Genomic DNA, 24,808 nt, shown 5'->3' with positions numbered 1-24,808 from the left:
GTGTTGCAACCAATACGGCAATTAACGCTGGATTTCGCGATCGCGATCCAGTTGGTAAGGCAAGTCGAGCAGGTCCAGGGCGGGACCTTCCAGGGCGCCCACGTGGATGTCGCCGGCTTCTGCTGCTTCGGCTTGCAGCACGGCCAGGAGTTCAATGTTTTGTTCGGTGCGGGCGGCCAGCACCACTTCGCCGATAGAACTTCCGTGAGTCGGGGAAAACAGCGGTGTGCCGGGCTCTGGCAATTCGCTGGCATCCAGTTGCAGGCGATACAGGCGACGCTTGAGTTTGCCCAGGTACTGCATGCGCGCGACGATTTCCTGGCCGGTGTAGCAACCCTTCTTGAAACTCACGCCGCCGACGGCTTGCAGGTTGAGCATCTGTGGGATGAACAGTTCGCGGGTGCTTGGCATCACCTGGCCGATCCCTGCGCGGATCTGGCCCAGCAGCCATTGATTCAGATCGCCTTCAGCGATCAGCGCGGACAGCTTGGCCTTGATGGCGTCTGCTTGATCGGCCGCGACCCACAGTTCGGCGCGGTCCGGCGAGACACGAATGGCAATCAGGCCATCGTTACGCACGACGCTGTCGGTTTCTGCCGGCAGGTCAAGACCGAGGCTGCTCAAGGCGGCATCGCCATGATCGACGCCGAAGCGGACCCAGGCGGCGCTTTCATCGGTCAGTTTGGATTTGGAGAACACGGCGTACTTTTTCAGGTCCGCCAATTGTGGCTCCAGCAGCTCGGTGGCCATGGCCATCAACACGCCGTCACCTTGCAACAGGATGCGGAAGCTCGATTGCATCCGGCCTTTTTGCGTGCAGCGGGCGCCAAGACTGGCCTGGGTGTCGCTCAGGTAATTGAGGTTGCAGGTCAATTGGCCTTGCAGGAATTTACTGGCATCCGCGCCGCGGACCGCGAGAACGCCTTCGTGAGACAGGGTGCAGAAAAAAGCAGAATCGGCCATGGGTCATCGCAGGGTAAAGAGTCTGGAGGACATCATAAGGTGGCGCCCATGAAATGGGTAGTTCACAAAGGATCGGTAATGCCCGACCAAAGCCGAGTGTTCGATGGAGCGGGGGGCTGTATACTTGCCGCCTATTTGAGGAGCGCTCCATGGTCGAAGATGTTGAACTGAATCGCCTCTACTGGCACAGCCGCCGCGGCATGCTTGAGCTTGACGTATTGCTGGTGCCGTTCGTGAAAGAGGTCTATCCGCACCTCAATGATGTCGACCGCGATTGCTACCGCAAGCTGCTCGAATGCGAAGATCAGGACATGTTCGGCTGGTTCATGGAACGCGCCGAATCGGAAGATCCGGAGCTTCAGCGCATGGTTCGCATGATCCTGGATCGTGTCCAGCCCAAGTAACTCGTTCGAATGCCGCTGGCATGCCTCACGGCAGTTGCTGGCGGCGTATCTACTGGCCCAGCTGTTCGCGCTGGGTTCGCTTTGTTTACTCTCAATACCGATCTGGGCCAGCCTGCCCGGCGTTCTGCTGTGTCTTGCGCACGGCTGTTGGGCATTACCGCGGCAGATTCTGCTGACGCACCCGCAGGCATTTCGCGGCTCGCGTCGCGATGCCGATGGCTGGCAGTTGTGGAATCAAGCGACGGGTTGGCAACCGGTGCAGCTGCGTCCGGACAGCCTGGCGCTGCCGTTAGTTGTGGTGCTGCGTTTTCGTTTGCGCGGCGAGCGGCGGGTCCGGGCGATTTGTGTGCCCCGGGATTCGCAGGCGGCGGATGTGCACCGACGCCTGCGGGTTCGGCTCACGTTCAGTCGGCGTAGGTGGGCGGCACCAGAATAGTGTCTAGCGCAACTGGCAGCATATTCGGGTAGTCGAGGGTGTAATGCAGGCCGCGACTTTCCTTGCGTTCCATCGCTGACTGGATCATCAGCTCGGCCACTTGGGCCAGGTTACGCAGCTCGATCAAGTCCCGACTGACCTTGTAGTTGCTGTAGAACTCATCGATTTCGTCCAGCAGCAACCGCACGCGGTGCTGAGCTCGTTGCAGGCGCTTGTTGGTGCGCACGATGCCCACGTAGTCCCACATGAAGCGCCGTAGTTCGTCCCAGTTGTGCGCAATGATCACGTCTTCATCCGAGTCGGTCACCTGGCTCGCATCCCAGACGGGCAGGGCGACAGGAATCGACACCTGAGGCAACTGTTCAAGAATGTCCGCCGCCGCCGAACGCGCGTAAACGAAACATTCCAGCAGCGAGTTGCTGGCCATGCGGTTGGCGCCGTGCAGGCCGGTGAAGCTGGTTTCGCCAATGGCATACAGCCCCGGCACGTCGGTGCGCCCGTGCTGATCGACCATCACCCCACCGCAGGTGTAGTGCGCCGCCGGCACCACCGGAATCGGCTGTTTGGTGATGTCGATGGAGAACTCGAGGCAGCGTTCGTACACCGTCGGGAAGTGCGACTTGATGAACGCTTCGGGCTTGTGGCTGATGTCCAGATAAACGCAATCGACACCCAGGCGTTTCATCTCATGGTCGATGGCCCGGGCGACGATGTCCCGTGGTGCCAGCTCTGCACGCGGGTCGAATCTGTGCATGAAACGCTCACCGTTGGGCAGCTTCAGGTGCGCACCTTCGCCACGCAATGCTTCGGTGACCAGGAAGCTCTTGGCCTGCGGGTGATACAGGCAGGTGGGGTGGAATTGGTTGAACTCCAGATTCGCCACCCGGCAGCCAGAACGCCAGGCCATGGCGATGCCATCACCGCAGGCGCCATCAGGGTTACTGGTATAGAGGTAGACCTTGGCGGCGCCTCCGGACGCGAGGATCACAAAGCGGGCACCGTAGGTGTCGACTTCGCCGCTGGCGCGATTGAGCACATAAGCGCCGAGGCAGCGATCGCCTTCAAGGCCGAGGCGTTTTTCGGTGATCAGATCGACTGCAACCCGCTGTTCCAGCAATTCGATGTTCGGTCTTTGCCTGGCCTGGGCGAGCAGGGTTCGGAAAATCGCTGCGCCCGTGGCGTCGGCGGCGTGGATGATGCGCCGATGGCTGTGGCCGCCTTCGCGGGTCAGGTGGAACTCGAATCCGCCATCTTCGGTGCCGGATTGTTCATCGCGGGTGAAGGGCACGCCTTGGTCGATCAGCCATTGAATCGCTTCTTTACTGTGCTCGACGGTGAAGCGCACGGCGTCTTCATGACACAGGCCACCACCGGCATTAAGCGTGTCATCGACGTGGGATTCCACAGTATCGGTGTCGTCCAGGACGGCAGCGACGCCGCCCTGGGCCCAGAAAGTCGAGCCATTGGCGAGGTCGCCTTTGCTCAATACGGCGATGCGCAAATGACCGGGCAAGGTCAGCGCAAGGCTCAAGCCGGCAGCGCCGCTGCCAATTACCAGAACATCGTGTTGAAACTGTTGGCTCATTTCAGGATTCCGCTCAAAGCGACCCGGGTCGGGGTTGGCGCCAAACACCTGGATCGGCGAGGTCAGGCAGCCACACAGCCCACTAGTATATAGAGGGGGGGAGCGGCACAATAGCCGAGCTCACATGGCATTGTGAAACTACTGTGACTGAAAAGACCGGACGCTTCGTCGGATGTTTTTTCGACCGGTTCGGCGACAAGGGGACTGTATCGTGGATTTAACAGTCTTTTTCTATTCATACACGCACAATGTCGGTTCGGGCAGCTATAAATAATTGGAACTTTTGCCAAAGGGCCAAGATCAATAGACCGTTGCCTGAATCAAGGGACAGTGTCGGCTTCAGTGCGGGATTGCGGTTTGATCCTTGCTGGCGAATCCGATGACAAGATTATTCGCGCAGCCGGGTTAACCCGCGCTGCGCTTTTCGTGCGTGCCAAATCAGAGCCCGCAGGAAACTTGCTTGGAGGGGGAGAACTTTTGCGAAAAGCCCGAGTCTATGTTTGCAAGTCTGGTCGTTTAGTTATGCAAGCCTCCTCCGAGCTTATCGAGGAGTGTTCATGCTAACCCAGGAAGAGGATCAGCAGCTGGTCGAGCGCGTTCAACGCGGCGACAAGCGAGCTTTCGATCTGCTAGTGCTGAAATACCAGCACAAAATTCTCGGGTTGATCGTGCGTTTCGTGCACGACACCCATGAAGCCCAGGATGTGGCACAGGAAGCCTTTATCAAGGCGTACCGTGCACTTGGAAATTTTCGCGGAGATAGTGCGTTTTATACGTGGCTTTACCGCATCGCCATCAACACGGCGAAAAACTATCTGGTTTCACGCGGCCGTCGGCCGCCGGATAGCGATGTCAGTTCCGAGGATGCAGAGTTCTACGATGGCGATCATGGCCTCAAGGATCTCGAGTCGCCAGAACGGGCTTTGCTGCGGGATGAGATCGAAGGCACCGTCCATCGAACCATTCAGCAACTGCCAGAAGATTTGCGTACGGCTTTAACTTTACGTGAATTCGATGGTCTGAGTTACGAGGACATTGCGGCCGTCATGCAATGTCCGGTGGGTACCGTGCGCTCCCGGATCTTCCGCGCTCGGGAAGCCATCGATAAAGCCCTGCAGCCGTTGTTGCAGGAAAACTGAGACAGCGGCGACAGCCAAGAGAGGAACGCCATGAGTCGTGAAGCCCTGCAGGAATCGCTGTCCGCAGTGATGGATAACGAAGCGGACGAATTGGAATTGCGTCGGGTGTTGAATGCCTTCGACGATGTTGAAACCCGTGATACATGGGCTCGTTATCAGATCGCTCGGGCAGTGATGCACAAGGATCTGCTGCTTCCACGCCTGGACATCGCTGCGGCAGTTTCCGCTGCTCTGGCTGACGAGGCTGTACCAGCAAAAGCTTCCCGTGGTCCTTGGCGCAGCCTGGGTCGTCTGGCAGTTGCTGCTTCGGTCACTGTTGCCGTACTGGCAGGTGTACGTCTGTACAACCAGGACGAAATCGCCGGTGTCGAATTGGCACAGCAATCGAGCCAACCAGGTCTGGCTGTTCCTCAAGTTAAAGGCCCAGCTGTATTAGCAGGCTACAATGAGAGTTCGGATGCCACTGGCCCTATGGCCAACGGTGTATTGCAAGGTCAGCCAGGCTGGCACGATCAGCGTATGCCAGGCTACTTGCGCCAACATGCTCAACAGGCTGCACTGAAAGGTACTGAGAGCGCTCTGCCTTACGCTCGTGCAGCAAGCCTGGAAAACCGTTAAGGAGGATCATGCGCGCCATCCCTCTACTTTCGCTTCTGCTCGGTGGCTGGTTTGTTGTTCCAGCCCATGCTGATGAAGCCCAGAACTGGTTGACCCGTCTGGGCCAAGCCGAGCAACAGCAAAGCTTTTACGGCACTTTTGTATACGAGCGTAACGGTAGTTTTTCTACCCATAACATCTGGCACCGCGTCCAGGATGGCAAGGTCCGCGAGCGTTTACTCCAGCTCGACGGCTCGGCACAGGAAGTCGTGCGCATTGATGGGCATACTCAATGCGTCAGCGGCACCCTGATGGCAGGGCTTGGGGATTCTCCCAATTCCGCTGCTCGTGCACTCGATCCACAAAAACTCAAGAATTGGTACGACCTTGCCGTCATCGGCAAGTCGCGTGTGGCCGGGCGTGCGGCAGTGATCGTTTCACTGACGCCGCGTGATCAACACCGCTACGGTTTTGAGCTGCATCTGGATAAAGAAACCGGTTTGCCTCTCAAATCGTTGCTGCTCAATGAGAGAGGGCAGTTGCTGGAGCGATTCCAGTTCACGCAACTGGACACTGCTGATGTCCCAAGCGACAAAGACTTGCAACCCGGTGATGATTGCAAGGCTGTCACCCTGGACGTCGACAAGGCTTCTGCCGCCAAGGTCGCACAGGTCTGGCATTCGGACTGGTTGCCACCCGGCTTCGAGCTGACAAGCAGCAGTGCGCGCAAGGACCCAGAGACCAAAACCCAGGTCAACAGTCTGATGTATGACGATGGGCTGGCGCGTTTCTCGGTGTTCCTGGAGCCGCTCAACGGCGCAACTGTCACCGACACCCGCACCCAGTTGGGGCCAACCGTTGCCGTTTCCCGGCGCTTGACGACTCCGCAAGGCGAGATGATGGTCACGGTGGTCGGCGAGATTCCTATCGGGACCGCAGAACGGATTGCGCTGTCGATGCGCACCGACGCCACTGCAACCAAGTAGTGAGCCGAGATCGAAATGTTTGGTGAGCATTTCAATTTGCAAAACAATCCAAAATTTTTTATAGGTCAGAGCCCCTCGGCTCTGGCCTTGTTTTGTTGTTCCCGGAACAAAAATACCGGCGTATCTTTCCCGGTGTTCCTTGCTCCATATTGCTTAACCACGCTCGTCGTAACGGGAGCCGTATGTCGATACCACGCTTGAAGTCTTATCTGTCCATTTTTGCCACCGTGCTGGTGCTGGGTCAGGCAGTCTCTGCGCAAGCAGTCGAATTGCCTGATTTCACGCAACTGGTCGAGCAGGCCTCGCCCGCGGTGGTGAACATCAGTACCACGCAAAAACTACCGGACCGCAAAGTGTCGAGCCAGGACATGCCTGATCTGGAAGGCTTGCCACCGGCCCTGCGCGAATTCTTCGAACGTGGCTTTCCACAGCCGCGTTCGCCTCGCGGCGATCGCCAGCGTGAAGCCCAGTCCTTGGGCTCGGGTTTCATCATCTCGCCAGATGGCTACATTCTGACCAACAACCACGTGATCGCCGATGCCGACGAAATTCTCGTTCGTCTCGCCGACCGCAGTGAATTGAAAGCCAAGCTGGTTGGCACCGATACACGGTCCGATGTGGCATTGCTGAAAATCGAAGGCAAGGATCTGCCGGTCCTCAAGCTCGGCAAATCCCAGGACCTGAAAGCCGGCCAATGGGTCGTGGCGATCGGTTCGCCGTTCGGTTTCGACCATACCGTGACCCAAGGCATCGTCAGCGCCGTCGGTCGGAGCCTGCCGAACGAAAACTATGTGCCGTTCATCCAGACGGACGTGCCGATCAACCCGGGTAACTCCGGTGGTCCGCTGTTTAACCTGGCGGGCGAAGTGGTGGGGATCAACTCGCAAATCTATACCCGTTCCGGCGGCTTCATGGGCGTGTCTTTCGCGATTCCGATCGACGTGGCCATGGATGTTTCCAATCAGCTGAAAAGCGGCGGCAAAGTCAGTCGTGGCTGGTTGGGTGTCGTCATTCAGGAAGTGAACAAGGATCTGGCCGAGTCGTTCGGTCTTGATAAGCCTGCCGGTGCGCTGGTGGCTCAGATACAGGAGGATGGCCCGGCTGCCAAGGGTGATCTGCAAGTCGGCGACGTGATCCTGAGCATGAATGGCCAACCGATCGTCATGTCCGCCGATCTGCCGCACCTTGTGGGCGCGCTGAAGGCCGGCTCGAAAGCTGATCTGGAAGTGATTCGTGAAGGCAAGCGCAAGAAAGTCGAGTTGACGGTCGGCGCTATTCCAGAAGAAGGCAAAGAGCTGGATGCCCTGGCGAAGTCCGGTGTTGAGCGCAGCAGCAATCGCCTGGGTGTTTCCGTGGCGGAGCTGACCGAAGAGCAGAAGAAAACCTACGACCTCAAGGGCGGCGTGGTCATCAAGGAAGTCCAGGACGGTCCTGCTTCGTTGATCGGCTTGCAGCCGGGCGATGTGATCACTCACTTGAATAATCAGGCGATTGGTTCCACCAAGGAATTCACGGAGATCGCCAAGGCGCTGCCCAAGAACCGCTCGGTGTCAATGCGGGTTCTGCGTCAAAATCGCGCCAGCTTCATCACCTTCAAACTGGCCGAATAAACCGGTTGTTGGCTAAATAAAAAACCGCCTCGAAAGAGGCGGTTTTTTTGTGCCTGCGCAAAAGACTCAGCCCATCATGTCCTTGATCATGCGCTCCTGCTCCATCAACTCACGTTGCCGGGCATCGATGCGCGACGACAGCGGGAAGTTGGTGCCAGCCTTGCGCTTGGCGAAGTCCAGCTGCTGAATGGCCTGACGGTAGTCGCCGACCAGCGCAAAGTATTCGGCACGGGCCTGATGTAAGCCGATGATGTTGCCGGACAAACCGCGTGTCTCGGCCACCATGTACCAGACGTCGGGATCGTCCGGACGGCTCTTGAGCAAATTCTCCAGGGCCTTTTCCGCTTCTGGTGCACGGTTCTGCTTGAGCAGCAGGTCGACCCGTACCTGATTCAGCGGATAGTTGCCCGGATACTGAGTCAGCATCCGGTCGACCCGGGTCTGGGCATCCGGCAGGCGATTGTTGGTAATGTCGAGGTCGATCTGGGCCAGGTTGTAGATGATCTCGTTCGGCGACTTGGCCAGCAGCAGCTTGAGATTTTCCCGTGCTTCGTTGAGCTGACCACCCTTGATCTGGGCAATCGCCAAGCCATAGCGCGCGACATCATTTTTCGGGTTTTCATCAAGCTGCGCGCGAAAGCGCTTGGCGCCCAGCCCAGGGGTTTCTTCGTAGATCAACTGGACCCGCGCACGAATCAGCTGATAACGCATCGTGTCTTCGATGCCGCCCGGTTTGGCTTGCTCGGCGCGGTTGCGGGTGTCGGCGATCCGCGATTCGGTCACTGGGTGAGTCAGCAGGAACTCCGGGGGCTTGGCGTCGAAGCGATATTGACGCGCCAACCGCTCGAACATGGTCGGCATTGAACGCGGGTCGTAACCGGCCTTTTCCAGATTGAGGATGCCGATGCGGTCGGCTTCCTGCTCGTTCTGGCGAGAGAAGCGCCGTTGTTCCTGAATCGCCGCCGCCTGCGTGCCCGCAATGGCCGCGATCCCGGCATCGCCGGCACCGGCGGCGGCAATCACGATCCCGGCCAGCAAGGCGGCCATCATCGGGACTTGCATGCGCTGCTGCGCTTCAACGCCGCGGGCGAAGTGGCGTTGCGACAAGTGAGCCAATTCGTGAGCGAGTACCGAGGCATATTCGCCCTCTGTCTGGGCATTGAGGAACAAACCGCCATTGACCCCGACAATCCCGCCCGGTGCCGCGAAGGCGTTGAGTTGTGGGCTGTTGATCAGGATGAACTCCAGGCGCCGGTCATTGACCTGGCTGGTCTCCACCAGTCGGTAGACGCTGGATTCGACGTAGTCCTTGAGCTGCGGATCGTTGAGCTGGGAAACCTGGCTGCGCAACAACGCCAGCCAGGCCCGGCCCAACTGGTATTCCTGTTGCGGCGAGACGATGGCAGAACTGGCGTCGCCGAGTGACGGCAGGTCGTCGGCGAAGCCCGGTGAGGCGAGCAGGCAAGCGAGCGTCAGCAGGGTAGGGCGCAAAAAAGTCATGCACAAAGCCTTAGTCGACAAAGACCTTACTGTAGCCGGACAGTAAGCTTGGGACCAGATATTCTAAGCCGCTCAACCACCTGACCCGGAGTGACCCGATGACCGACGCTGTAGCCCATGACCTGGAACTGGACGCCAGCGGCCTGAACTGTCCCTTGCCGTTGCTCAAGGCCAAACTGGAACTCAACAAGATGGCCAGCGGCGCGGTGCTCAAGGTGATTGCTACCGATGCGGGGTCACAGCGCGACTTCCGCACCTTTGCCCGTTTGGCCGGTCATACGCTGCTTCGTGAAGAAGATGAAGCGGGCGTTTACCGCTACTGGTTGAAAAAAGCCTGAAATCTGCTGCGTTCGTTTCTAAGGAATATTGATGTTCAAGGTGTTACGCGACTGGATTCAGCGCTACTTTTCCGACGAAGAAGCCGTGGTGCTGGCGGTGCTGCTGTTTCTGGCGTTCACCGCCGTACTGACGCTGGGCGGCATGCTCGCACCGGTACTCGCCGGGATGGTGCTGGCGTATCTGATGCAGGGGCTGGTGGTGACCCTCGAACGTCTGCGCCTACCGGGCGGGGCAGCGGTGGGGTTGGTCTTCGCGTTGTTCATGGGCGTGTTGCTGGTGTTCATCGTAGTCTTGGTGCCGTTGCTCTGGCATCAGCTGATCACGCTGTTCAATGAGTTGCCGGGCATGCTCGCCAAATGGCAGTCACTGCTGTTGCTGCTGCCGGAGCGCTACCCGCATCTGGTGTCGGACGAGCAGGTGCTGCAAGCCATCGAAGTGGCGCGGGGCGAGATTGGCAAGTTCGGCCAGTGGGCGCTGACATTCTCGCTGTCGAGTCTGCCGCTGCTGGTGAACATCATGATCTACCTGGTGCTGGTGCCGATCCTGGTGTTCTTCTTTCTCAAGGACCGGGAGATGATCGGTCAGTGGGTGCGTGGTTACTTGCCGCGTGAGCGGGCGCTGATCACCCGCGTCGCGCACGAGATGAACCGACAGATCGCCAACTACATTCGCGGTAAGGTCATCGAAATCTTTATCTGCGGTGGCGCGACCTACATCGGTTTCGTCGTGTTGGGGCTCAATTACGCGGCGCTGCTGGCATTGCTGGTCGGCGTGTCGGTGGTGGTGCCCTACGTCGGGGCGGTGGTGGTGACTGTGCCGGTGCTGCTGATTGCGCTGTTCCAGTGGGGCTGGAGCGATCAGTTCATCTATTTGATGGCGGTCTACGGAATCATCCAGGTCCTGGACGGCAACGTGCTGGTGCCACTGTTGTTCTCGGAAGCAGTCAACCTGCACCCGGTGGCGATCATCTGTGCGGTGCTGTTGTTTGGCGGGTTGTGGGGCTTTTGGGGGGTGTTCTTTGCGATACCCCTGGCGACGCTGTTCAAGGCGGTGCTGGACGCGTGGCCGCGCAAGGAGCCGGAGGTTGCGCCGCTGCTTTAAGTGCCGACCTTGAGGGCCTCTTCGCTGGCGAGCCAGCTCCTACAGAGAATCACGGGCCCCCTGTAGGAGCTGGCTTGCCAGCGAAGGCGTCCAGACAAACGCCAAAACAATCAGGCCTTGTTCAACGCCTGGGCAGCCGCCAAAACCGCATCCACATGCCCCGGCACCTTCACCCCACGCCATTCCTGACGCAGCACGCCGCCCTTATCGATCAGGAATGTGCTGCGATCAACGCCCATGTATTCCTTGCCATACAGCTTCTTCAGCTTGATCACATCAAACAACTGGCAAAGCGCTTCTTCCTTGTCGCTGATCAGCTCGAAGGTGAAGGCTTGCTTGGCCTTGAAGTTTTCATGGGATTTGAGGCTGTCGCGGGACACACCGAACACTTCGGTGTTGGCCGCTTTAAACGCGTCAAGCTGATCACGAAAACCCTGACCCTGAGTGGTGCAGCCCGGCGTGCTGTCCTTCGGATAGAAGTAAATCACCACCTGCTTGCCTTTGAGGCCCGCGAGGCTGACGGTCTGTCCGTTAGTCGCGGGTGCTTCGAAGTCGGCAACCGGTTGGTCGATGGCAACGGCCATGAAAGCTTCCTTACATTGGGTTTTGTGGGCGCCACGGTTCGATCAGCGCATCCAGGTTCAGCGCGTCGGCGAAGTCCAGGAACTGATCGCGCAGCCAGCTGATCTGCACGCCAGCCGGCAAGGTCACGGTAAACGTGGCATTGAGCATGGTGCCGCCGGTTTGCGGTGCCTGATACGTGTCGCAGGTCAGGTTTTCCAGCTCGACGTTGTGGTCCATGAAGAACTGGCACAGCTCGTTGATGATGTCCGAGCGGTAGGCCGAGCTGACGTAGGCGACGTAAGGCAGGGCCTGGGGACGGTTCTCCAGGGCTGCGCTGCGCACCACGTTGACCGTGAAGGCGTGCTTCTTGGCAAGGCCCGGCAGACTGCCTTCCAGGCGCGCCAGGGCGTCCCAGCTACCGGAGATCTCGAGGATCAACGCACTGCACTCGCCATGACGCGTCAGGCGAGAGGTGACCACGGCGCAGCGGTTTTCATGGCTGGCGCGGCACAGGACGTTAGTCAGCTCCATGGGGTTGGCGCCGAGGGCACTGATGACAAGGAATTGTTCGCGAACTGTGGGGGTGGACATGCAGCATTCCTAAAGCGATGAGCGGTCGATACTTCTACGGGCTTTTTTTACCGGGAACGAGCCTGCGGATGCGAATTCAGAAAGCCCGAGCCGCAAGGTTGCAACGTGCTCCAGAGTGGCAGGAGCGAAGGGTGGCAACGCTGGATCGGGGCTTGTGATGCCGAAAATGGAGGCTGGAACCCGGCGTACGAGCTTATCAGTACCGATCAAAGTCTGAAGGGTAGCGAAAAGCAGCGCCAAGGGGAATGGCAGCAGTGCAGTACTTCGCTTGTACAAGCATCTTGGCGCCAGTACCATTACGGCTCTCTTTTTCCGGCAGGAGCGGTTGCATGATTGCGGGCAGTATGGTGGCACTGGTCACACCCATGGATGCACAAGGTCGTCTCGACTGGGACAGCTTGAGCAAACTGGTGGACTTTCACCTGCAAAACGGCACCCACGCCATCGTGGCGGTCGGCACTACAGGTGAATCGGCCACCCTCGACGTGAACGAACACATCGAAGTGATTCGTTACGTGGTCAAGCAGGTTGCAGGGCGCATCCCGGTGATTGCCGGTACGGGTGCGAACTCGACACGCGAAGCCATCGAACTGACCTCCAATGCGAAGACCGCCGGCGCCGATGCCTGCCTGTTGGTGACGCCGTACTACAACAAGCCGACCCAGGAAGGCTTGTACCAGCACTTCAAGGCCATCGCCGAAGCCGTCGACATCCCGCAGATCCTTTATAACGTGCCTGGCCGGACCGCGTGCGACATGCTGGCCGACACCGTGATCCGCCTGTCGACCGTGAAAAACATCATCGGTATCAAGGAAGCCACCGGCGACCTGTCTCGTGCCAAAGCCATCATCGACGGTGTCAGCAAAGACTTCCTGGTGATCTCCGGTGACGACGCCACCGCAGTCGAACTGATCCTGCTCGGCGGCAAAGGCAACATCTCGGTGACCGCCAACGTTGCTCCGCGTGACATGGCCGACCTGTGCAACGCTGCTCTGCAAGGCGATGCCGTCACGGCCCGCGCCATCCATGAAAAGCTGATGCCACTCAATAAAACCCTATTTATCGAATCCAACCCTATTCCCGTGAAATGGGCACTGCATGAAATGGGCTTGATGCCGGACGGTATCCGTCTGCCGCTCACCTGGCTCAGCGCTGCCTGTCACGAACCGCTGCGGCAGGCCATGCGCCAGTCCGGCGTCCTGGTTTAATTGAGGAAGTACAACGCATGAAGCGAATGGCCGGACTTTCCGCACTTGCCTTGATCATCTCCAGCACCAGTGGCTGTGGATGGGTCTGGGGCCCGGAAGGTTATTTCCGTGACCGTGGTAGCGATTACCTGGAAGCGCAACAGACTGCACCGATGCAACTGCCAACCGATGTCAGCACCGCCAAACGTCTGGATCCGCTGTTGCCGATCCCGCGCAACGTCGCCGATGACACCGTCAAGGGCGAATACGTCGTGCCACGTCCGCAACCGCTTTCGGCCTCTGCCGACGTCAGCGCCTACTCGCTGCAAAAGAGCGGTGATTCGCGCTGGATCGTGGCTCAGAACCCGCCAGCCGAAGTCTGGCCAGTGGCTGTGCAGTTCTTTCAGGACAACGGTTTCCGTCTGGACGAACAGCGCCCGCAAACCGGCGAATTCACCACTACCTGGCAGCATTCCGACGAACTGTCGGCAGCAATGGCCAAGCGCCTGAGCGCCGCCGGTATAAGTGCTGACAACGAAGTCCGCGCTCGTGTGCGTATCGAGCCGGGTGTGCAGCGCAACACCAGCGAAGTCTATGTGGTCACCGCCGAGCGTCCTGCCGGCAGTACCTCCGACGTGGCCTTCACCAACCGTTCGGTCAACACTGGCCTGGACGCGGCACTGGTCGACGACATGCTCGCGAGCATGAGCCGCATCTCGGAGAAGGGCGGTTCGGTCTCCATGCTGGCTTCGCGTGATTCCGATACGCCAAATCGCGTCAGCCTGAGCGAAGACGGCAGCGGCAACCCGGTACTGAACGTCGGTACGGACCTGGACCGTGCGTGGTCGAGCGTCGGTCGTGCGCTGGAACAGGGCGAATGGCGCGTTGAAGACATCAACCGCAGCCTGGGCCTGTACTACATCAACCTGGCGGAAAAAGCCGAGAAGAAAGACGAGAAGCCAGGCTTCTTCAGCAGCCTGTTCGGCAGTGCGCCGAACAAGGAAGAAATTGAAGCCCGCGCCGAGCGTTATCAGGTTCGCCTGAGCAAAGTGGGCGACAGCGTGCAGGTCACCGTCGAGAAAAACATCAACACCGTGGCGCCGGCAGACGTGGCGCGCAAAGTGTTGAGCGTGATTCAAGACAACCTGGGCTGATCTCATGCGTTTTGCCGTTCTCGGCAGCGGTAGCCAAGGGAACGGCACGCTGATAGCCAGCGCTGATACGTATGTGCTGGTGGATTGTGGTTTCTCCCTGCGGGAAACCGAAAAACGCCTGCTGCGCCTGGGGGTAAACCCTGCGCAGTTGAGCGCGATACTCGTGACCCACGAACATGCCGACCACGTGCATGGCGTGGGTTTGCTGTCTCGGCGCTACAATCTGCCTGTCTACCTCAGTCGCGGCACCCTGCGCGGGATGCGCAAACCGATTGAACCCGCAGGCTTTCTGGCCGGCGGCGAGCAACTGCAGATCGGCGACTTGAACATCGGTGTCATTGCCGTGGCCCACGATGCACAGGAACCGACGCAATATGTCTTCAGTGACGGTGAACGGCGCTTCGGCCTGTTGACCGACCTGGGCTCGTATTGCAACAAGGTGCTGGACGGCTATCGGGACCTCGATGCGTTGATGATCGAGTCCAACCATTGCCGTGACATGCTGGCTCGCGGTCACTACCCGTACTTTCTCAAGCAGCGGGTGGGCGGTGAACTGGGACATTTGAACAACCACCAGGCGGCATTCCTGGTGTCCGAGTTGGGCTGGCAAGGCCTGCAACACCTGGTCCTGGCCCATCTGAGCAGCAAGAACAACCTGCCGCAGCTGGCCCGGCAATGTTTTGTCGACACCCTCGGGTGCGACCCGGACTGGCTGCAACTGGCCGATCAAGATTCAGGGCTCGACTGGCGACACATCGCCTAGCCCACCTACTTAGCAAGCGGAGCCCATCATGGAAAAACGTGAAGAACTCTACCGCGGCAAAGCCAAATCGGTTTTCAAGACCGACGACGCTGACCGCTTGATCCTGCTGTTTCGCAACGACACCTCGGCGTTCGACGGCAAGCGCATCGAGCAGCTCGACCGCAAAGGCATGGTGAACAACAAGTTCAACGCCTTCATCATGCAAAAACTCGAAGCAGCCGGCGTGCCGACTCAATTCGACAAACTGCTGGGTGATAACGAATGCCTGGTGAAAAAACTCGACATGATCCCGGTCGAGTGCGTCGTGCGTAATTACGCCGCCGGCAGCCTGGTCAAGCGCCTGGGCGTCGAAGAGGGCATGAAGCTCAACCCTTACACCTTCGAACTGTTCCTGAAGGACGACGCCAAGGGCGACCCGTTCATCAACGAATCCCACGTCGTGGCATTCGGTTGGGGCACCGCCGAGCAACTGGTTCGCATGAAAGAACTGTCGCTCAAGGTGAACGAAGTCCTGAGCAAACTGTTCGACGACGCCGGCCTGCTGCTGGTCGACTTCAAACTCGAATTCGGCGTGTTCTCCGACGGCTCCATCGTCCTGGGCGACGAATTCAGCCCGGACGGCTGCCGCCTGTGGGACAAAGCCACCGGCAAGAAAATGGACAAGGACCGCTTCCGCCAGGGCCTCGGTGACGTCATCGAAGCCTACGAAGAAGTCGCCAATCGTCTGGGTGTACCGCTTTAATCGACGCAAGCATCTGATAGCACGGAAAAATTTCGCTTAGGGGGTTCGCTTCCGGCAAAAGTGTTGTTATGATGCGCGCCGTTGGAGAGATGCCAGAGTGGCCGAATGGGACGGATTCGAAATCCGTTGTACCTTCACCGGTACCTAGGGTTCGAATCCCTATCTCTCCGCCATTACATAGAAAAAGCCCCGTAGCTGAAAAGTTACGGGGCTTTTTTGTTTCTGGGGTTTTTTCTATGTGCCCAAGCGCAGGAACAAAGTGCGCTTTCGCCCAAATCCTGGAACCTAAGAAAGGCTCTTCCGAGTCATTAGCTATCATGCATACAGAGCAAATCACCGGATGACGGGGAAATGCATGAACAGATGGCGGCGGATTTGGTTGATTGTGAAGCTGATGGCAGCCGTTGCGGCGTGCCTGACCGCTTCTATTCAGGCGTTCCTGTACATGATGGAAAGCCCTGATGCAGCACAAATTCACCCTTTAAGCATAGTGGTGGTTGGGCTTATCTTCGGCTTCATCGTTTTTGGAGTCCTTTCACTGATTGACTGGGCTGTACGAAGTGTCGTGCCTCCTTCTGAACCGGTCATCCTCCAACCACAAGCAGAAGTTGATAACGAGGCGGGGCTATCACCGGAACAGCCATTAAGCCTGCCTGCTGATGATTCAACTCAGCAGAAATCAGCGAACTGACATTAGTCAGCTTTTGGAAATGGATTTTTCAGGGTGTATGACCACGCTGTTCAAAACGAAGGCGGCGTAATCACCCAAATCACCACTGCATCCACATCCCCAGGGTTCCCATACCGATGCGGCTCCTGGCTCGAAAAGCTGAAACTATCCCCTTCGCCCAGCTGAAAATGCCGATCCCCCACCCATAGCTCAAAACTCCCCGACAGCAAATACCCAGCCTCTTCACCTTCATGGCTGTAACTCTGCTGACTATAAGTCCCAGGCGGAAACCGCGAATGCAGCATTTCCAACTGCCGATTCGGCTGTGGCGTCAGCAGGTGATCAACAATGCCGTCTTCGTAATGCACGCTCATCCGGCTGTTTTTACGCACCACGATGCCGTCGTCTTCGGGTGCCGTTTGCGCTTCGCTGGCAAAGAACCACTGAATGGTCACGCCCAGGCTACGGGCGATGTTGAACAGTGCGGGAATGGAGGGATACGCCAGGTTGCGTTCGAGTTGGCTGATGTACCCTGCCGTCAGCTCGCTCATCTGCGCCAGTTCCGCCAAGGTCATGCCCCGACGTTTGCGCAGGCCACGGATCCGTGTGCCGAGGAAGTGTTGTTCGGCGGCGCCGGTTGCGGACCGTTCCGTGCTCTTATTGCTCATGGTGATTTCCGAACCGGGTCGAACGTGAATCTCGTAGGAGCGAGCATGCTCGCGATGAATTCAGAAACACCGCGCATACCCGGTAAGCACGCATTATCGTTGACGATCATCGCGAGCAAGCTCGCTCCTACAGGAAAATGGTCCCGGAGTATAAACAGCCTTAAAGCTCCCAGGCGACTTTCAAACCTTCGTAGATGGCTTCTTCGGCGGTGCGTGGCGCGAGGCAGTCGCCGATGCGCCGGAACGCGACCAGGCCTTGCAGTTCGGCGCCCAGGGTGTCGACCGGTTGATGACCTTGGCAGAGCACCAATGTGTCGATGTTTTCGAACAGCATCGGTTCGCCGCTGGCGGTGTGTTGCAGGTAGACGGTGTTGTCGTCGCATCCATACAGGCGGGCGTAGGGCGTGATCGGGATGCCGAGTTTGTGCAGTTCACCGGCCAGTTGGTCGCGCACGTACAGGGGCAGGTTTTCCCCGCAATGGGTGCCGTTGACCGCTAGTTGCACCTGATGCCCGGCACGCACCAGACGTTCGGCGATGCCGGGGCCGATCCAGTCGCAGCGCCAGTCGACGACGACGACCGAACGGCCGATCTGTACCTCATCGCGCAATACCTGCCAGGCGTCCACCACCTGCAATTCACCGCCGCGCTCGAACGCCGGCCAATAAGGTTCTGCGCCGGTGGCGACGATCACCATGTCTGGGCGCTCGCGTTCCACCAACGCCCGATCGACGCGGGTGTTGCGCACGACGCGTACGCCGGCCAGTTCCATTTCGCGTTGCAGGTTGGTGCTGGCGCCGCCGAATTCGGCGCGCTTAGGCAAGAGTTGCGCGAGCAATACCTGGCCGCCGAGTTGCGAACTGGCTTCGTAGAGGGTTACGTCATGCCCACGTTGGGCGGCCACGGCAGCGGCTTTCATCCCGGCCGGGCCGCCGCCGGCAATCATGATGCGTTTGCGGTGGATCGCCGGTTGCCGTTTGCCGAAAATCAGTTCGCGCCCGGTTTCCGGGTGCTGGATGCAGGAAATCGGCAAGCCTTTGTGAAAGTGGCCAATGCATGCCTGATTGCAGGCGATGCAGGCGCGTACGTCTTCGACGTGGCCAGTGTCGGTTTTGTTGGGCATTTGCGGGTCGCAAATCAACGCGCGGGTCATGCCGCAGACATCAGCCTGACCGCGCGCCAGAATCAGTTCGGCTTCTTGCGGCTGGTTGATGCGCCCGGTGACGAACAGTGGAATCGATAGACTGGCTTTGAACGTGCCGGCTTCCCTGGCCAGATAAGCCGCTTCGATCGCCATTGGCGGCACGATGTGCACCGCGCCACCTAATGACGCCGAGGTGCCGGCGACGATGTGCACGTAATCCAGAAGCGGTTGCAGTAACTGCACAGCGGCCAGGGATTCGTTCTCGGTCAGCCCTTCGGGATCGCGTTCATCGGCGGATATGCGCAGGCCGATGATGAAGTGTTCATCGGTGTTGGCGCGCACGGCGGCGATCACTTCGCGCAGGAAGCGCAGGCGCTGCTGCAGTTCGCCGTTATAGCTATCAGTGCGACGGTTGACCCGCGGGTTGATGAATTGAGCCGGCAGGTAACCATGGCTGGCGACCACTTCCACACCATCGATCCCGGCCTGAAACAGGCGCCGGGCAGCGGCACCATAACCGGCGACAATCTCATCGATCATCGCCTGGTCCAGCGCGCGCGGCATCACCCGGAAACGGTCGTTGGGCACCGCTGAAGGCGAGTAGGCAACGGCCAGCAGCCCATCGCTGGACTCCATGATTTCTCGCCCGGGATGGAAAATCTGCGACAGCACCACCGTGCCGTGAGCATGGCAACTCTCAGCGATTTTTCGATAACCCTCGATGCAGGCATCGTCGGTCGCCATCAGCACATGCGAGGTGTACCGCGCGCTGTCATGCACACCGGCCACTTGCAACACGATCAGCCCGACACCGCCTTCGGCTCGCGCGGTGTGATAGGCGATCAGCTGGTCGTTGACCAGGTTGTCGGTGGGCATAGAGGTGTCGTGACCGCTGGACATGATGCGGTTTTTCAGGCGCTTGCCTCGCAGCTGCAAGGGTTCGAACAGGTGCGCAAATGCGGGGGACGAGGTCGGCATGGGACGGGTACTCCAGGCAGGCTGAAGCCGAAAGGCCGGGTTTTCGGCGTTGTTATTATTTGCCTATAGAAATTTACCTTCAGTAAAAAATCAACTTGTTTTTTTACTAAGGCTCGAAGTAGATTCATTTGGCGCCCGCACCTGGGGCGAACCTCACAACAATAAAAAGGGCCACGCGGCGTACAGTCGAGTGGCACCTGCAAGAGGAACCACTGATGAAATCGAATACGCTCAAGCACGGTTTTTATCCCTTGCTGCTGTCTCTGGCCGTCGGCCTTGGCAGCGCGCAGGCAGCGCCAGACATGGTGGTGGTGGGTTACGGCGGTGCCGGACAGAAAGCCCAGGATGTGGCGTTCTTCCAACCGTTCAGCGTCGCGGATCACAGCAAGCTGATCCAGAGTGAATACAACGGCGAGATGGCCCGGATCAAAGTAATGGTCGACACCGGCAATGCCGATTGGGACGTGGTGCAGATCGAAGGCCCGGACCTGATGCGCGGTTGCGACGAAGGCATGTACGAAAAGCTCGACTGGAAAAGTCTGGGTCGTGTCGAGCAGTTGATTCCCGATGCGGCGCAGGCGTGTGGTTCGGCGGCGCTGGTGTGGAGCGTGGCAATAGCCTACGACACGCAGAAGCTTGCGCAGGCCCCGACTTCCTGGGCCGACTTCTGGGATGTGAAGAAAACCCCAGGCAAGCGCGGGCTGCGTAAACGCGCGGTATACAACCTGGAATTCGCTTTGTTGGCTGACGGGGTGAAGGTCGAGGACGTGTATTCGGTGTTGAATACGCCGCAAGGTGTCGACCGGGCTTTCGCCAAGCTCACCGAACTCAAGCCTTACATCCAGTGGTGGGAAGCCGGCGCGCAACCGGCGCAATGGTTGACGGCCGGGGACGTGGTGATGACCTCGACCTACAGCGGGCGTGTGGCTGCCGCTGCACAAAGTGGCAGCCACTTGGGGCTGGTCTGGCCGGGCAGCCTGTATGGCATGGATTACTGGGCGATCATCAAAGGCTCGAAACATGTCGACCAGGCCAAACGCTTTATCGCCTTCGCCAATCAGCCGGATGCCCAGGTCAAGTATGTCGAGCAAATCCCTTATGGCCCGACCAATACCGAAGCGGCGGCCAAGCTGGATAGCAAACTGGCGCAATGGGTGCCCACCGCGCCGCAGAACCTGAAAGGTGCGCTATCGATGGACGTGGCGTTCTGGGTTGATCATGGCGAAGAACTCGAAGAACGGTTCAATGCCTGGGCCAGCAAGTAATCGCAATATCACATTGTCGTTGGATCTCATGCCGCTCCCCCTGTAGGCGCTGGCTTGCCAGCGAAGCGGCCATAACATTCAACCTCGGCCGGACGCTAAAAAGCGTCCAGCCCTTTCGAGATCCCTTTCTGAACGCCGAGTTACTACGTGAGAACAGGCAGTGCCCTGACGTAAGAAAAATAAGCGTATTCACAAGAAAAGTTACCCATCCGAGTCACTCTATTTACCTACCCCCGTATCCATTGGCCGCCGTGCGAATAAAGGGTTTTTCCTCGAAATATCCCCTGACATTGAAAGACCTCGCCGCGAAAAATCCTCATCTACTCTGGTTTCTCAGGTCACTGACCTGTCGTCATCAGCATTCGCAAGGAGCGATCAATGTATTTTGAGATTTACAGGCAAACCCGTGGCACCTCCCAGACTGGCAAGGGGCAATGGCGGTGGCGTTTGAGGGCGGGGAATAATGAAACGATTGCCAGCGGGGAGAGTTACCTCAACAAGGCTGATTGCGTGCATGCCATCAGTCTGATCAAGGGGACTCAGGATCAGACCCCGACTAAGGAAATCTAGGTTGCAGGCAGTGAAGCTGCTCAGTCGGAGCAGCTTCGTTCCAACCGGGGTCTTACAGTTGCCAGTGGCCCGGTTTTCGTTTGATCAGGTCATAGACGTCCTTGCGGGTGGAGTTGTGCAGGGATTTATCCTTGCTGGCCGATGCCAGGAAAGTTTTCACCTCTTCCTTTGCGTGAGGGTAAAGGCCTGCGACGTAGTCGGCTTCATCAAGCTCTAGCCATTGCGAGATCCCCTGTAGGAGCTGGCTTGCCAGCGAAGGCGATGTCCGCCTCACCGCAAATGCCAACGGTTCAACCGCCTTCGCTGGCAAGCAAGCTCCTACAGGTGTGGTTATCAGGTGTGCGCGCGGCTCCCTGAGTCCAGGGCCGTTATGCCTTGATCGTTGGCGAGCTTGGGGTGGATTCGTATCACGCCAGACGCACAGCAAAATCAGGAACGGGATGTAGGACGCAGCGCACGTCTGCCTTCGCGTTAAACGTAAAGTGCATGAGGCATTCGCATAGACGCCGATTGCGACAGCTACCTAAACTGTCAGCAGATTTGGGGAGTAGGGGCAGTAGATGAATCGCAACGAACTACGCAAGGCCGACATCAACCTGATGGTGGTGTTTGAAACGCTGATGCTTGAACGCAACGTCACCCGAGTGGCGGAGAAGCTGTTTCTTGGGCAGCCGACCATCAGTTCGGCACTCAATCGCTTGCGCACGATGTTCAACGATCCGCTGTTCATTCGCGTTGGCCATCGCATGGAGCCGACGGCGCGGGCCGAGGAGATCATTCGGCACCTGTCGCCAGCGCTGGATTCGTTGTCGGTGGCCCTGAGCCTGACCCATGACTTCGACCCCGCCAGCAGCACCATGAGCTTTCGTATCGGGCTGTCGGACGATGTCGAGTTTGGCCTGTTGCCGCCGCTGTTGCGTGCCTTGCGCCAGGAAGCGCCGAAGGTGGTGTTCGTGGTGCAGCATGTCGACTACTGGCGAATTCCCGACTTGCTGGCGTCCGGCGATATCACCGTGGGTATCAGCCAGACTCGCGGCCTGCCGGCCAACGCCAAGCGCAAGCTGCTGCGGCACATCCTGCCCAGCGTGTTGCGTGCCGATGCCTCGGACACGCCGCTGACCCTCGATGAATATTGCTCGCGGCCGCACGTGTTGGTGTCGCACACCGCCAACGTCAGTGGCTACGCTGATGAGTGGCTGGCTGATATCGGCCGGACGCGGCAAGTGGTGCTTTCGGTGCCGCAATACAGTTCGTTGCCAGCCTTGCTCGCCGGAACCGATCTGATCGCCAGCCTGCCGGATTACACGGCCGAAGCGATGGCGGCGTCCGGTCTGCTGTTCAAGGAACCGTTCCCGTTCAAGACGCCGACCCTGGACCTGTCCATGGTCTGGCTCAGTCATGTCGACACCGATCCGGCCGAACGCTGGTTGCGTTCACGTCTGGAGGCGTTCATGAGTGAGCGTCCGGTGCTACCGTAGGGCAGCGCCGTGTTATACCTACGACCTTTTCAGCCACTTTCAGGAGCAATGCCATGCCTCACCTGCACATGGAATACACCAACAACCTGCCGGATTTGAATGCCGACGTAGCACTGATCCGGCTCAATAATACGCTGGTGGCTTCCGGTCAGTTTGCTGCGGAGTACGACATCAAGAGTCGAGCGGTGAAAGTCGAGACGTTCAAGGTCGGTACTGCGTTGGGTGAGCGGGCGTTCGTGCATGTGAAACTGGCGCTGTTGAGCGGTCGCTCGGCGGAAATCAAGAAGCAGTTGTCCGAAAGCCTGCTGGCGGTGGTACGTGACCTGTGCGAGTGGCCGACTGGCGTTGAGGTGCAACTGGCCGTGGAAATCCTCGACATCGATCGAGATTCCTACGCCAAGGTTGCCATCAACAACTGAGTTTCAGGTCAGTTCCTGCTCGGTGCAGGCCTTGACCACTTGCTCACGCAGCCAGGTGTTGGCGCTGTCCTGATCGACGCTTTGGCTCCATTGCATGTCGAGGGTGAAACCCGGCAAGCCGTTGGGCGCTTCGCAGTGATTGAAGATCGCCTCGTTGGCCAGCAATTGCTGGATGCGCCGGGGTAAGGTCAGGATGAAGTCAGTGCCGGTGATCATCTTCAGCGCCGCGCTGTAGCTGTTGGCGCGCGCAACGATCTGGCGTTTTTGCGCCTGTTGCGCCAGCCAGCCGTCGACCATATTGGTGGTGGACGTCCAGGGTGTCGGGAACACATGCCGGCGTTCGACGAAGGCTTGCAGGCTTAAACGCGGCTGCAGCGGTGTGGCGCGTTTGTCGAACACACAGACCAGATCATCCTCCAGCAGCAACCGCGACTTGAAGTCGCCGTGACTGCGATGAAAGTTGGGACCGAAACAAATCACCAGGTCGAGGCTGCCGTTGCGCAATTCTTCGGCCGGAATATCGGTTTCGAACTTGTGCATGTTGATCATCACCGACAGATCGGCGCAATTGAAGCGCTTCAACAGGCGCGGCAAGATCAACTGCTCGAAGTATTCCGGAGCACAGATATTGAACGTGACGGGCTGCAAGGTCGGATCGAATGCCGGCGCGCCGGCGTGACACAGATTGATGCTTTCAAGGATTTTCAGCACGTGGGTGTACATGGTGCCGGCTTTGTAGGTCGGGCGCATACCCGCGCGGGTGTTGATGAACAACTCGTCTTCAAAACTGGTGCGCAGTTTTTTCAGGCAGTAACTCACGGTGGACTGGCTGACGCAGAGCGTCTCGGACACACCGGTGACGCTGCTTTGCTCATACACGGCGATGAACACCATGAGGTCCTGCATATCGAGCTTTCTTAGCAAATTACTGTTCAGCATCCGTTCCGTTCTCGCTGCGTTCCTTGCGCTGATTGTGCGCAATGTTGTGCGAATGATCCTAACGGAACGATGGTGCCAGGAGAATGCCTTGCAGGCATTCAGTCCTGAGCGGTTGCAAACACCGCGCGCCGGCTAGACATCAGCAAGGCCAGCATACCGATGCCTACCAACAATGCACCGATGATTTCCAGCGGTAGCGGCGACTGACGCAACCAGATCCAGTGAAACAAGGTGATGAACAGCGTGCTCAAGTAGATGTAGGAAATTACCGAGGAAGGGGCGATCACGCCGATAGCGCGATGCAGCAACCAGAAAGTTGCCAGCGTGGCGAACACGGCCAGGTAGACCAGCCAGCAGAAATCCTTCAGGGTCAGCAAAGACGCCGATCGCCAGCCGCCGCTGAACCCACAGAACATCAGCAGAAACAGCGCACCGAACAGCATGTTCCAGAAGGTCATGGCCACCGGGCCACGGCCCTTGAGGCTGTTGGCCTTGAGCCGATGACTCAGGGGCGAATAAAGCGCCATCGCCAGGCAACCGACGCCATATACCGACACGGCGTAGAGCGATGGCAACTCGCCCGGTCCTGCGCCTTTCAGAACCAGCAACACCGCCCCGGCAGCGGCAATCAGCATTGGCAGCGCCCGCTGTTTCAGGCTGCTGTCGGGCATCAGGAGCGCTTCGAAAAGCAGTGTCAGCAAGGGCACCAAGGTGAACATCGTCCCGGTGTTGACCGCCGAGGTGTAGCGCAGCGCTTCGAACAGCGAACCGAAATACACCGCCAGAAACAAACCGAGCGCAGCATGGCCGAGCAGTCCCCGAGCAGTCATCGCGGTATCGCCCTTGAACAGCAGCAGCGGCAAAAACACCAAGGCGCAAAACAGCAGGCGCAAACCGGTCAGCAAGATCGGGTCGATGGCCTGGCTCACCTGCGCTGCTGCTGGAAATGAGGCGGCGATCAACAGCGCCCAGAGCAACATGCCAAGGTGCGCGGCGGCAAAACCGGTGTATTTCAT

The 24,808-nt window shown here is 58.6% G+C and carries 27 protein-coding genes and 1 tRNA gene; 18 read left to right on the top strand and 10 right to left on the bottom strand.

The features are described 5' to 3' along the window. Positions 1-21 precede the first annotated feature (21 nt). Positions 22-963 carry a CAF17-like 4Fe-4S cluster assembly/insertion protein YgfZ gene (gene ygfZ / locus AEQ67_RS26275; protein WP_059406682.1) on the bottom strand — a complete coding sequence of 314 codons (942 nt, stop codon included), beginning with the start codon at positions 961-963 and terminating at the stop codon, positions 22-24. A gap of 149 nt (positions 964-1,112) precedes the next feature. Between ygfZ and AEQ67_RS26270 the strand changes: the two genes are divergently transcribed. Continuing rightward, on the top strand, positions 1,113-1,367 hold the full coding sequence (locus AEQ67_RS26270; RefSeq protein ID WP_007944081.1) for an FAD assembly factor SdhE: 255 nt from the start codon (positions 1,113-1,115) through the stop codon (positions 1,365-1,367). Beyond that, positions 1,351-1,803 (top strand): protein YgfX, encoded by a 453-nt coding sequence (locus tag AEQ67_RS34310; protein WP_082377959.1) that lies wholly within the window; start codon positions 1,351-1,353, stop codon positions 1,801-1,803. Before AEQ67_RS26270 ends, AEQ67_RS34310 begins: the two co-directional genes overlap by 17 nt. Here AEQ67_RS34310 and nadB read toward each other — a convergent pair. Then, positions 1,772-3,388, bottom strand: a complete 1,617-nt coding sequence (nadB, locus tag AEQ67_RS26265; protein WP_059406681.1) for an L-aspartate oxidase — start codon at positions 3,386-3,388, stop codon at positions 1,772-1,774. The two genes, AEQ67_RS34310 and nadB, sit on opposite strands and share 32 nt — an antisense overlap. Positions 3,389-3,945: 557 nt before the next feature. Between nadB and rpoE the strand changes: the two genes are divergently transcribed. The 4 genes from rpoE to AEQ67_RS26245 all read left to right on the top strand — a co-directional run bounded on the left by rpoE (position 3,946) and on the right by AEQ67_RS26245 (position 7,720). Further along, positions 3,946-4,527 (top strand): RNA polymerase sigma factor RpoE, encoded by a 582-nt coding sequence (rpoE, locus tag AEQ67_RS26260; RefSeq protein ID WP_007944079.1) that lies wholly within the window; start codon positions 3,946-3,948, stop codon positions 4,525-4,527. A gap of 30 nt (positions 4,528-4,557) precedes the next feature. Next, entirely contained in the window at positions 4,558-5,145 is a 588-nt protein-coding gene (locus tag AEQ67_RS26255; protein ID WP_059406680.1) for a sigma-E factor negative regulatory protein, read from the top strand. 8 nt (positions 5,146-5,153) lie between these two features. Then, positions 5,154-6,110: a MucB/RseB C-terminal domain-containing protein gene (locus AEQ67_RS26250; protein ID WP_059406679.1), complete on the top strand. Its 957-nt coding sequence runs from the start codon at positions 5,154-5,156 to the stop codon at positions 6,108-6,110. Between the two features lie 182 nt (positions 6,111-6,292). Continuing rightward, positions 6,293-7,720, top strand: a complete 1,428-nt coding sequence (locus AEQ67_RS26245; protein ID WP_059406678.1) for a DegQ family serine endoprotease — start codon at positions 6,293-6,295, stop codon at positions 7,718-7,720. A 66-nt stretch (positions 7,721-7,786) separates the two neighbouring features. Here the strand turns inward: AEQ67_RS26245 and AEQ67_RS26240 are convergent, their stop codons facing one another. Next, positions 7,787-9,220, bottom strand: a complete 1,434-nt coding sequence (locus tag AEQ67_RS26240; protein ID WP_059406677.1) for a M48 family metalloprotease — start codon at positions 9,218-9,220, stop codon at positions 7,787-7,789. A gap of 98 nt (positions 9,221-9,318) precedes the next feature. Between AEQ67_RS26240 and AEQ67_RS26235 the strand changes: the two genes are divergently transcribed. Continuing rightward, entirely contained in the window at positions 9,319-9,558 is a 240-nt protein-coding gene (locus tag AEQ67_RS26235) for a sulfurtransferase TusA family protein (RefSeq protein WP_059406676.1), read from the top strand. Positions 9,559-9,589: 31 nt separating this feature from the next. After that, positions 9,590-10,660: an AI-2E family transporter gene (locus tag AEQ67_RS26230; protein ID WP_059406675.1), complete on the top strand. Its 1,071-nt coding sequence runs from the start codon at positions 9,590-9,592 to the stop codon at positions 10,658-10,660. A 110-nt stretch (positions 10,661-10,770) separates the two neighbouring features. Here AEQ67_RS26230 and AEQ67_RS26225 read toward each other — a convergent pair whose 3' ends face one another. Together AEQ67_RS26225 and AEQ67_RS26220 are read right to left on the bottom strand one after the other, a co-directional pair. After that, a complete protein-coding gene (locus AEQ67_RS26225) occupies positions 10,771-11,244 on the bottom strand; it encodes a peroxiredoxin (protein ID WP_059406674.1) in 474 nt (157 codons plus the stop codon). A gap of 10 nt (positions 11,245-11,254) precedes the next feature. Continuing rightward, positions 11,255-11,815, bottom strand: coding sequence for a glycine cleavage system protein R (locus AEQ67_RS26220; RefSeq protein WP_010462255.1), 561 nt, complete (start codon positions 11,813-11,815; stop codon positions 11,255-11,257). Positions 11,816-12,144: 329 nt separating this feature from the next. Between AEQ67_RS26220 and dapA the strand changes: the two genes are divergently transcribed. The 6 genes from dapA (at position 12,145) to AEQ67_RS26190 (ending at position 16,352) form a co-directional block, all read left to right on the top strand. Then, complete coding sequence (gene dapA, locus AEQ67_RS26215) at positions 12,145-13,023, top strand: 4-hydroxy-tetrahydrodipicolinate synthase (RefSeq protein WP_059406673.1); 879 nt, start codon at positions 12,145-12,147, stop codon at positions 13,021-13,023. Positions 13,024-13,040: 17 nt separating this feature from the next. Continuing rightward, complete coding sequence (gene bamC / locus AEQ67_RS26210) at positions 13,041-14,156, top strand: outer membrane protein assembly factor BamC (protein ID WP_059406672.1); 1,116 nt, start codon at positions 13,041-13,043, stop codon at positions 14,154-14,156. 4 nt (positions 14,157-14,160) lie between these two features. Then, on the top strand, positions 14,161-14,919 hold the full coding sequence (locus AEQ67_RS26205; protein ID WP_059406671.1) for an MBL fold metallo-hydrolase: 759 nt from the start codon (positions 14,161-14,163) through the stop codon (positions 14,917-14,919). Positions 14,920-14,947: 28 nt separating this feature from the next. Next, the gene (gene purC / locus AEQ67_RS26200) at positions 14,948-15,661 is read left to right on the top strand and encodes a phosphoribosylaminoimidazolesuccinocarboxamide synthase (RefSeq protein ID WP_008034929.1); all 714 of its coding nucleotides are present in this window, start codon (positions 14,948-14,950) and stop codon (positions 15,659-15,661) included. Positions 15,662-15,744: 83 nt separating this feature from the next. Beyond that, positions 15,745-15,834 (top strand) — tRNA-Ser (locus tag AEQ67_RS26195). A 182-nt stretch (positions 15,835-16,016) separates the two neighbouring features. After that, the gene (locus AEQ67_RS26190; protein WP_059406763.1) at positions 16,017-16,352 is read left to right on the top strand and encodes a hypothetical protein; all 336 of its coding nucleotides are present in this window, start codon (positions 16,017-16,019) and stop codon (positions 16,350-16,352) included. A 50-nt stretch (positions 16,353-16,402) separates the two neighbouring features. On the opposite strand, the gene AEQ67_RS26185 is transcribed toward AEQ67_RS26190, so the two are convergent. Continuing rightward, positions 16,403-16,999: a cupin domain-containing protein gene (locus AEQ67_RS26185; protein WP_059406670.1), complete on the bottom strand. Its 597-nt coding sequence runs from the start codon at positions 16,997-16,999 to the stop codon at positions 16,403-16,405. A gap of 160 nt (positions 17,000-17,159) precedes the next feature. Beyond that, a complete protein-coding gene (locus AEQ67_RS26180) occupies positions 17,160-19,121 on the bottom strand; it encodes an oxidoreductase (protein WP_059406669.1) in 1,962 nt (653 codons plus the stop codon). 215 nt (positions 19,122-19,336) lie between these two features. On the opposite strand from AEQ67_RS26180, the gene AEQ67_RS26175 reads away from it, so the two are divergent. After that, on the top strand, positions 19,337-20,386 hold the full coding sequence (locus tag AEQ67_RS26175; RefSeq protein WP_059406668.1) for an ABC transporter substrate-binding protein: 1,050 nt from the start codon (positions 19,337-19,339) through the stop codon (positions 20,384-20,386). Between the two features lie 378 nt (positions 20,387-20,764). Continuing rightward, complete coding sequence (locus AEQ67_RS26170) at positions 20,765-20,956, top strand: YegP family protein (RefSeq protein WP_059406667.1); 192 nt, start codon at positions 20,765-20,767, stop codon at positions 20,954-20,956. A gap of 52 nt (positions 20,957-21,008) precedes the next feature. Here the strand turns inward: AEQ67_RS26170 and AEQ67_RS34300 are convergent, their stop codons facing one another. Continuing rightward, positions 21,009-21,266 carry a hypothetical protein gene (locus AEQ67_RS34300; protein WP_236710406.1) on the bottom strand — a complete coding sequence of 86 codons (258 nt, stop codon included), beginning with the start codon at positions 21,264-21,266 and terminating at the stop codon, positions 21,009-21,011. 250 nt (positions 21,267-21,516) lie between these two features. Between AEQ67_RS34300 and AEQ67_RS26160 the strand changes: the two genes are divergently transcribed. Beyond that, on the top strand, positions 21,517-22,434 hold the full coding sequence (locus AEQ67_RS26160) for a LysR substrate-binding domain-containing protein (RefSeq protein WP_059406665.1): 918 nt from the start codon (positions 21,517-21,519) through the stop codon (positions 22,432-22,434). Positions 22,435-22,487: 53 nt separating this feature from the next. Beyond that, a complete protein-coding gene (locus AEQ67_RS26155; protein ID WP_059406664.1) occupies positions 22,488-22,853 on the top strand; it encodes a 5-carboxymethyl-2-hydroxymuconate Delta-isomerase in 366 nt (121 codons plus the stop codon). Between the two features lie 3 nt (positions 22,854-22,856). Here the strand turns inward: AEQ67_RS26155 and AEQ67_RS26150 are convergent, their stop codons facing one another. After that, complete coding sequence (locus tag AEQ67_RS26150) at positions 22,857-23,792, bottom strand: LysR family transcriptional regulator (RefSeq protein ID WP_059406663.1); 936 nt, start codon at positions 23,790-23,792, stop codon at positions 22,857-22,859. Positions 23,793-23,890: 98 nt separating this feature from the next. After that, complete coding sequence (locus AEQ67_RS26145; protein ID WP_059406662.1) at positions 23,891-24,808, bottom strand: DMT family transporter; 918 nt, start codon at positions 24,806-24,808, stop codon at positions 23,891-23,893.

The sequence above is a fragment of the Pseudomonas sp. RIT-PI-q genome (genome assembly GCF_001297125.1).
Lineage (GTDB): Bacteria > Pseudomonadota > Gammaproteobacteria > Pseudomonadales > Pseudomonadaceae > Aquipseudomonas.
This window is presented reverse-complemented; position numbering and strand designations above follow the sequence as displayed.

Bases quoted from the DNA above. Each gene is read 5' to 3' on its own strand.
- ygfZ (WP_059406682.1), bottom strand. From the start codon at position 963: ATGGCCGATTCTGCTTTTTTCTGCACCCTGTCTCACGAAGGCGTTCTC.
- AEQ67_RS26270 (WP_007944081.1), top strand. From the start codon at position 1,113: ATGGTCGAAGATGTTGAACTGAATCGCCTCTACTGGCACAGCCGCCGC.
- nadB (WP_059406681.1), bottom strand. From the start codon at position 3,388: ATGAGCCAACAGTTTCAACACGATGTTCTGGTAATTGGCAGCGGCGCT.
- rpoE (WP_007944079.1), top strand. From the start codon at position 3,946: ATGCTAACCCAGGAAGAGGATCAGCAGCTGGTCGAGCGCGTTCAACGC.
- AEQ67_RS26255 (WP_059406680.1), top strand. From the start codon at position 4,558: ATGAGTCGTGAAGCCCTGCAGGAATCGCTGTCCGCAGTGATGGATAAC.
- AEQ67_RS26250 (WP_059406679.1), top strand. From the start codon at position 5,154: ATGCGCGCCATCCCTCTACTTTCGCTTCTGCTCGGTGGCTGGTTTGTT.
- AEQ67_RS26245 (WP_059406678.1), top strand. From the start codon at position 6,293: ATGTCGATACCACGCTTGAAGTCTTATCTGTCCATTTTTGCCACCGTG.
- AEQ67_RS26240 (WP_059406677.1), bottom strand. From the start codon at position 9,220: ATGACTTTTTTGCGCCCTACCCTGCTGACGCTCGCTTGCCTGCTCGCC.
- AEQ67_RS26235 (WP_059406676.1), top strand. From the start codon at position 9,319: ATGACCGACGCTGTAGCCCATGACCTGGAACTGGACGCCAGCGGCCTG.
- AEQ67_RS26230 (WP_059406675.1), top strand. From the start codon at position 9,590: ATGTTCAAGGTGTTACGCGACTGGATTCAGCGCTACTTTTCCGACGAA.
- AEQ67_RS26225 (WP_059406674.1), bottom strand. From the start codon at position 11,244: ATGGCCGTTGCCATCGACCAACCGGTTGCCGACTTCGAAGCACCCGCG.
- AEQ67_RS26220 (WP_010462255.1), bottom strand. From the start codon at position 11,815: ATGTCCACCCCCACAGTTCGCGAACAATTCCTTGTCATCAGTGCCCTC.
- dapA (WP_059406673.1), top strand. From the start codon at position 12,145: ATGATTGCGGGCAGTATGGTGGCACTGGTCACACCCATGGATGCACAA.
- bamC (WP_059406672.1), top strand. From the start codon at position 13,041: ATGAAGCGAATGGCCGGACTTTCCGCACTTGCCTTGATCATCTCCAGC.
- AEQ67_RS26205 (WP_059406671.1), top strand. From the start codon at position 14,161: ATGCGTTTTGCCGTTCTCGGCAGCGGTAGCCAAGGGAACGGCACGCTG.
- purC (WP_008034929.1), top strand. From the start codon at position 14,948: ATGGAAAAACGTGAAGAACTCTACCGCGGCAAAGCCAAATCGGTTTTC.
- AEQ67_RS26190 (WP_059406763.1), top strand. From the start codon at position 16,017: ATGAACAGATGGCGGCGGATTTGGTTGATTGTGAAGCTGATGGCAGCC.
- AEQ67_RS26185 (WP_059406670.1), bottom strand. From the start codon at position 16,999: ATGAGCAATAAGAGCACGGAACGGTCCGCAACCGGCGCCGCCGAACAA.
- AEQ67_RS26180 (WP_059406669.1), bottom strand. From the start codon at position 19,121: ATGCCGACCTCGTCCCCCGCATTTGCGCACCTGTTCGAACCCTTGCAG.
- AEQ67_RS26175 (WP_059406668.1), top strand. From the start codon at position 19,337: ATGAAATCGAATACGCTCAAGCACGGTTTTTATCCCTTGCTGCTGTCT.
- AEQ67_RS26170 (WP_059406667.1), top strand. From the start codon at position 20,765: ATGTATTTTGAGATTTACAGGCAAACCCGTGGCACCTCCCAGACTGGC.
- AEQ67_RS26160 (WP_059406665.1), top strand. From the start codon at position 21,517: ATGAATCGCAACGAACTACGCAAGGCCGACATCAACCTGATGGTGGTG.
- AEQ67_RS26155 (WP_059406664.1), top strand. From the start codon at position 22,488: ATGCCTCACCTGCACATGGAATACACCAACAACCTGCCGGATTTGAAT.
- AEQ67_RS26150 (WP_059406663.1), bottom strand. From the start codon at position 23,792: ATGCTGAACAGTAATTTGCTAAGAAAGCTCGATATGCAGGACCTCATG.
- AEQ67_RS26145 (WP_059406662.1), bottom strand. From the start codon at position 24,808: ATGAAATACACCGGTTTTGCCGCCGCGCACCTTGGCATGTTGCTCTGG.